Here is a 691-nt window from a genome sequence, read left to right on the forward strand (position 1 = left end):
CAGCTTTATTCCTTGCATCAGACGCTAGCGATGTATTTAGGAGGAGGAGCTAGCTATGAAGGTGGCGAATGGAGGGCTCCGGAATTCAAGGTTTCACAATTCAATTCTGATGGTAGTTCGTCAGAAAAGAAGATCTATCATGATGTAGCAGGAGCTTTTGATGGTGTCAGTGATGGTATGACGAGTATCAACGAGCGTATTCATGATGTTGAGAAGAATGTGGCGAGCAATGGTTTGAATTGGAATGAAGAAGAAGGCGCGTATGATGCGAAGCATGATGGTAAGTCGAGTAAGATTACGAATGTATTGGATGGTAAGATAGAAGAAGGCTCGCAAGAAGTTGTTAATGGTGGTCAGCTTTGGAGCACGAATGAGAGGGTAAAAGAGGTTGAAGACAAAGTAGATACGATAGATCAACATGTGAAAGATATTGAAGTAGCCGTAACAGATGGCGTTGTTAACTATGACAAAGATAGTGATGGGAAAAAGACCAATAGCATTACGTTAGTAGGAGGCAATGACAGCGAACCTGTTATGATAGACAATGTAGCGGCAGGCAAGATTGCAACAGGTTCTCAGCAAGCTGTTAATGGGGGTCAGTTACATGATTATACTGAAGAGCAGATGAAGATAGTTCTTGAAGATGCCAATAAGTATACGGATGAGAAAGTTAGTGGTCTTGTCAATGATG

The 691-nt window shown here is 42.0% G+C and carries 1 pseudogene; it reads left to right on the top strand.

Going from position 1 to position 691, the window contains the following annotated elements:
- Positions 1-691, top strand: a pseudogene (locus tag ACFINK_RS09375) (Vomp family autotransporter); the annotation flags it as partial.

The sequence above is a fragment of the Bartonella sp. AA16NXGY genome, assembly GCF_042197325.1.
Classification (GTDB): domain Bacteria; phylum Pseudomonadota; class Alphaproteobacteria; order Rhizobiales; family Rhizobiaceae; genus Bartonella.